We start from the raw sequence: 473 nt of genomic DNA on the forward strand, positions 1-473 counted from the left end.
GACCCACACTGCCGTGGGGTGGTGATCCTCGGGCTGGATGCCCCGGCAGCGCAACTGCGCGCCGACTTCAAAGCCGCTGCAGGACACACGCTGGTCAAGGGTTTCGCCGTGGGACGTACGCTGTTTGGCGACGCCTCTCGCGCGTGGCTGAAACACGATATTGATGATGCGCAGCTGGTGGCGCGCATTAAGGATAACTACCTGCAGCTTATCGCCTGGTGGCGCGCTCGCGGACAAGCATAATTCAGGAGAAGATAATGACGGTACAATTAGGTATTAATCCACTGACATGGACGAATGACTATCTTCCTTCTCTGGGCGCCGAGACCTCGCTGGATACTTGTCTGAGCGAAGGCAACGAGGCCGGGTTTGCTGTTTTCGAACTGGGCAATAAATTCCCGCGCGAGGCGCGACTGCTCGGCCCCATTTTGCAGCGCCACGAGCTGCAACTGGTTTCCGGCTGCTACTCCGGT

The 473-nt window shown here is 58.6% G+C and carries 1 protein-coding gene and 1 pseudogene; both read left to right on the top strand.

All coding sequences use genetic code 11. The features are described 5' to 3' along the window. Nucleotides 1–243: 2-deoxy-5-keto-D-gluconate 6-phosphate aldolase domain-containing protein (locus ACU8YC_RS26845; protein WP_446896236.1), on the top strand; the 243-nt coding region annotated here is incomplete at its 5' end. Nucleotides 244–257: 14 nt separating this feature from the next. Beyond that, nucleotides 258–473: pseudogene (locus ACU8YC_RS26850) on the top strand (myo-inosose-2 dehydratase); the annotation flags it as partial.

The sequence above is a fragment of the Citrobacter sp. VF227 genome (genome assembly GCF_052950715.1).